Annotated in this window: 8 protein-coding genes; 3 read left to right on the plus strand and 5 right to left on the minus strand. The window is 47.8% G+C overall.

Annotation, left to right across the window (positions count from 1 at the left end; translation table 11 throughout):
* Nucleotides 1–37: 37 nt before the first annotated feature.
* The 5 genes from LI114_RS13030 to LI114_RS13050 form a co-directional block, all read right to left on the minus strand.
* Nucleotides 38–1,603: a recombinase family protein gene (locus LI114_RS13030; protein WP_227221033.1), complete on the minus strand. Its 1,566-nt coding sequence runs from the start codon at nt 1,601–1,603 to the stop codon at nt 38–40.
* Nucleotides 1,575–2,447 carry a hypothetical protein gene (locus LI114_RS13035; RefSeq protein ID WP_227221034.1) on the minus strand — a complete coding sequence of 291 codons (873 nt, stop codon included), beginning with the start codon at nt 2,445–2,447 and terminating at the stop codon, nt 1,575–1,577. Before LI114_RS13035 ends, LI114_RS13030 begins: the two co-directional genes overlap by 29 nt.
* Before the next feature lie 91 nt (nt 2,448–2,538).
* Entirely contained in the window at nt 2,539–2,703 is a 165-nt protein-coding gene (locus LI114_RS13040; RefSeq protein WP_227221035.1) for a hypothetical protein, read from the minus strand.
* 22 nt (nt 2,704–2,725) lie between these two features.
* Nucleotides 2,726–2,944: an ImmA/IrrE family metallo-endopeptidase gene (locus LI114_RS13045; protein ID WP_227221036.1), complete on the minus strand. Its 219-nt coding sequence runs from the start codon at nt 2,942–2,944 to the stop codon at nt 2,726–2,728.
* Nucleotides 2,941–3,327, minus strand: coding sequence for a helix-turn-helix domain-containing protein (locus LI114_RS13050; protein WP_227221037.1), 387 nt, complete (start codon nt 3,325–3,327; stop codon nt 2,941–2,943). The genes LI114_RS13045 and LI114_RS13050 overlap by 4 nt, the downstream gene beginning before the upstream one ends.
* Nucleotides 3,328–3,539: 212 nt before the next feature.
* Here LI114_RS13050 and LI114_RS13055 point away from each other — a divergent pair, with 212 nt between their 5' ends.
* From LI114_RS13055 to LI114_RS13065, 3 genes are read left to right on the plus strand one after another with little or no spacing between them, the layout of a single operon-like run.
* Nucleotides 3,540–3,779, plus strand: coding sequence for a hypothetical protein (locus LI114_RS13055; RefSeq protein ID WP_227221038.1), 240 nt, complete (start codon nt 3,540–3,542; stop codon nt 3,777–3,779).
* A gap of 41 nt (nt 3,780–3,820) precedes the next feature.
* The gene (locus tag LI114_RS13060; RefSeq protein WP_227221039.1) at nt 3,821–3,997 is read left to right on the plus strand and encodes a carboxypeptidase; all 177 of its coding nucleotides are present in this window, start codon (nt 3,821–3,823) and stop codon (nt 3,995–3,997) included.
* A gap of 6 nt (nt 3,998–4,003) precedes the next feature.
* Nucleotides 4,004–4,234 (plus strand): hypothetical protein, encoded by a 231-nt coding sequence (locus LI114_RS13065; protein WP_227221040.1) that lies wholly within the window; start codon nt 4,004–4,006, stop codon nt 4,232–4,234.
* Nucleotides 4,235–4,298: the final 64 nt, after the last annotated feature.

Raw genomic sequence — 4,298 nt, forward strand, 5'->3', positions numbered from 1 at the left:
GCTCGTAAATACGAGCTTTTCGAGGTGTGCATCTATTTTATTGCACAAGTATGGTCGTCCATCGCGCACAGCGGACGAACACTTGTTCGCTGTCCTCCGCCGTGCCCACAAGACTAGCGAACACCGAATCTACATCGTCAACGGTGACTGCACTGCGCTCGCCGCTGTAATTAAAATTGATAATGATCTTATCATCATAAACAAACACGGAATTGATAAACGTCTTTATCAGCCGCTTCTGACACTCGCGGTCGGTGTAGTCCTTGTCGCGCAAGCTCCGCAGGAAATACAATATCTGCTCCCGCGTTATCTTGTAGTCGCACATTATCTTCGTTTCGGCGATCGCTGCCGTGAGCTGTTCTTTGTCGGCTTGCAGCTCGTCCATGCGCTGCTTTGTATCGGCATTAAAAATGCCAGCTTCCAGCGCGCGTATCAGATTGGCGATCGCGGTCTCGGTGCGCTTCAATTTCGATTCGAGTGCTTTCAGATCTGCGTCGCTCTCGTCTTTGGCGAGATAATAGTTGTAGACCGCGTCCGCGATGTAGTTCAGCAGCTCGTCATCGCCCAGCAAAGCCAGCGCATGGTTTATCACGATATTCTCTATCTCGTCTTTGCGCACCGCCCGCTTGTCGCACGTCTTGTACTGCTTCTTTTTGCTGCATAGATAATAATTGTACTTCCGACCAGACTTGCCCGTGCCGCTTTCGCCCGCCATCGGCGAGCCGCACTTGCCGCAGAAAAGCTTGTCCGTCAGCAGATATTCCGCCTTGCTCCACTTGTGGGCGGGCGCGCGCTTGTTGACCTTTAGCAGGTCTTGCACTTTGAAAAATGTCACGTCATCTATCATTCGCGGCATACCGCCTTCGATTCTGATGTCTTTAAAAATGTATATCCCGCGATATTTCTCATTCCGCAAAACGCTGAAAAGGCTGTTTTTGGAAAACGCCGTGCCGCGCTTGGTGCGCAGCCCTTTGCCGTTGAGCACGCGCACGATCTCGGGCGCTGTCTGCCCCTCCGAATAGAGCTTGAATATCAGCTTGACGGTCGGTGCAGTGTCGGGGTCGATGATGTACTTCTTGTCGGGCCCGACCTTGTACCCCAGCGGACAGCCGCCGCCTACCGCTTGGCATTTTTCTGCGCTGACCCGCATACCGCGCAGGACGTTTTGCGACAATTGCAGCGAATAGTACTCAGCGAAGCCCTCCAAAACGCTCTCTAAAATTACGCCTTCTGGGCTGTCGGGTATCGTTTCGGCGACGTACTCTACCCGCACGCCGTTTTTTCTACATCTATACTTATTCTGCGCGATCTCCTCACGGTTGCGCCCGAAGCGGTCAACTTTCCACACTAAGATCACGTCAAACTGCCGCTTCGCAGTGTCGGCGAGCATTTGCTGGAACTGCTCGCGGTTGTCCGTCCTGCCGCTGACGGCTCGGTCGATGTATTCATGCACGATGGTGTATCCGCGCGACAGCGCCGCCGCGTGCGCCGCTTCGAGCTGTCCCTCGATGGACTGCTCGCCCTGATTGTGCGAAGAATACCGCGCGTACACAACAGCTATCTTGCCGTTGCGGTTAGGGGTCATTATTTTGTTTTTCGGCATGGCTGCCCACCTTTCTTTCTCTTATAAACTCGATAACATCTTCTGCCCGATACAGCTTCTTGCCCTTGCTTCTGTAATCGTAATACCGCTCGTATTCCATAGAACCTTGAATTATGACGGAGCGAACACCTTTTGCGGGCGTTTTGTACAACTTCGCGTTATTCGCCGCGAGCCACTTTGTGATGAACTCTTTATCGCTGCTTATTTTTGGGTCTAACAAAGCGACAAAATAGGGATATATGTATGTGCGCATTAAGCACTCATGTTCGACTTCATCAAAATACGGCTCGCCGCAGTCGCCAAGAAAACGGCGAAAAACAGGGTCGTCGTAAATGATATTGTGGTAATAATCATTCTCTTGGTAATTGATAGGGAGATATTCCATCGGCATTCCCTCAACGTTCAATAATGCTTCTCCGTTCGCGAGAAATTCCAGCTTGATACACTCTTCGCATATCAGCGCTTCATACTCAGTCAGCTTGTCCAAAAGTATCTCGCAGTCAATTCCCCACTTGTCTTGAATTTTGCTGTACCTTTCAAATCTGAAATTATTTTTCCCGTCCTTATACTTCTTTATGTCTGCTAAGATGTGATCGTACCTTTTGCCCGTGCCCTTTCCGACATAAAAATAGCTTTTGGGTGTCATTTTAGCGAACCACGCGTACACATAAAACCTGCGTACCCTTGTATCAGTATCAAATATCCTGCTTACAAGAAATCGTTCGCAGTCGCCCTTGTGCTTGTTGTATAAGACCAGCACGTCTTCGCGCAGCTCGTGCTCTTCGGACAAGTCTACCATCTCAAAGTCAAAAGCTTCCTTTGTCCATACATTTACGATCATCATATCCCCCCCTGCTCCGTAAGCTCCCCGCTCCTCAGCAGGGGGCTTTTTTACTATTTCCCCCTCTTGCATAGCGCAGGAGGGGAACTTTCGTTTATTCGTCTTTGTGGTCGTATTGGTCGTCCTTGCGGAGAATATGCTCGCTGAGCGCTTTGAGCTGCTTGTCTACGCTCTCCATATACTGCTCTATCTTGACTATCATCAAAACAAGGATAAGCAGTATAACTATCAGGCATATGCCTATCACCATTCCGTCCATGCTGTGTGCCCCCTAGTATATTTTACATGGTTTCAATTTCCTCCAGCGATCTCTCCACGCTGTCAAAGTCGTTGCGCGCGATGTGTTTCAGCTCGTGTGCGATGGTTCTCTGCTGGCAGTCTGATGATTGGTCTGCGTTGATGTAAATGTTGAAAAAGCCGTCAACGTCCATAACGGTGACACCATGCACCGACATGGGCAGCTTGACAAAGCGTATGCAATAGTCTCGTCCTTCTATCATTCACCATCACCTTTGAATTTTTTTATGATATCAACAGCCATTTCAATGTCGTCCTTAGTGGCGTTTTTTGAAACGGAAAACAGCACCTTCATCTCGGGGCGGCTGCGCAGACTGTCGATGATCTCGCGCGTTTCGTCATCAATGTACACCGGGTCATTGTGCGCTTCTACTCTTATTGCGTTGTCGCCATTCAGTATGTAATCCGTCGAAACATTGAAAAAGGCGGCTATCTTGCTTACAGCGTCCGATGACAGCTTTTTGCTTCTGCCTTGTTTCAGATCAGTCAATGAGCCGCGGCTCACACCTGCCTCTTTGCACATAGCTGTTATAGATATACCGTTATTTTTGCAAAGATCTTCAATTCGTTTATACAATTCCGACATAGTTACACCTCAAATTTTGTGCAACCGTACAAATTTACGGAACGACGTAAATATTTCTGCAAAGCCTATTGACATTTACGGTAAAACGTAATATAATAAACTTGCGGGGTACGGAAGAACGTAATAAATTATCTGACAAATATATTATATTACATTTTTCCGTAACTGTCAATATAAAAATCGCATTATGTTTTTAACATTTTGCAAAGGTGGTGTTAAACATTAGTGAACGTAAAAGACCCCTTACCGAATACGGTATCACCATCAAGGTGCAGTTAGCGCGAATGAACAAGACGCAGACGTGGCTTATCGACGAGATCAAGCAGTTGCTGCCCGAAGCGTATATCGACACGTCGAACCTTTACAAGATCATGAGAGGTTCGCTGCGGTCGGAGCGGATAGAGGGGGCTATCAACAGGATTTTAGGGATAGAAGCTACCCCTAAGAACTAAGCCCACATCAGGGCGCAACAAAACATAGGAGGTAAACCACAATGACCGAACCTAAAGCGATCGCTAAAGGCTGTATAAGTGCCAAGATCGAACAGGTGATCGTCACAAAAGCACTGAGGGGTATAGGAACAGAAGACGATAAGTACAGAGAGGTAACTCAGTACTGGAGCTTAGACGGTAAGATGCTTGCTGAGAATTTTGTCAATGAAATGAGGTGAACCACAATGAAGAAATCAAAAATAGTAGCCGTTTACCCCGATCTTTCAGACATAACGCCTGAGAGTACGGAGCGTATACTCGCCGCTTGCAACGAAATACTTGACCTCTGCGCAGAGAGAAAGCTTACCATAAGCGATATGCAGTTGCTTCCCGATATGCTCTGCGGCGAGATAAGACGAGCCATACACAGGCAGATAGCAGGCGAAATATTCACCAACGGTTACGCTAAACTCTAACACATTTTTAGGAGGTAAACCACAATGAAGAAATACAACTGTAATAACACGCTGGAATATGTGC

It is taken from the genome of Ruminococcus sp. 210702-SL.1.03, assembly GCF_020559915.1.
In the GTDB taxonomy this organism is placed as follows: Bacteria; Bacillota; Clostridia; order Oscillospirales; family Ruminococcaceae; genus YE71.

Coding starts and splice junctions, on each gene's coding strand:
- LI114_RS13060 (WP_227221039.1), top strand. CDS start 3,821: ATGACCGAACCTAAAGCGATCGCTAAAGGCTGTATAAGTGCCAAGATC.
- LI114_RS13050 (WP_227221037.1), bottom strand. CDS start 3,327: ATGTCGGAATTGTATAAACGAATTGAAGATCTTTGCAAAAATAACGGT.
- LI114_RS13035 (WP_227221034.1), bottom strand. CDS start 2,447: ATGATGATCGTAAATGTATGGACAAAGGAAGCTTTTGACTTTGAGATG.
- LI114_RS13045 (WP_227221036.1), bottom strand. CDS start 2,944: ATGATAGAAGGACGAGACTATTGCATACGCTTTGTCAAGCTGCCCATG.
- LI114_RS13030 (WP_227221033.1), bottom strand. CDS start 1,603: ATGCCGAAAAACAAAATAATGACCCCTAACCGCAACGGCAAGATAGCT.
- LI114_RS13065 (WP_227221040.1), top strand. CDS start 4,004: ATGAAGAAATCAAAAATAGTAGCCGTTTACCCCGATCTTTCAGACATA.
- LI114_RS13040 (WP_227221035.1), bottom strand. CDS start 2,703: ATGGACGGAATGGTGATAGGCATATGCCTGATAGTTATACTGCTTATC.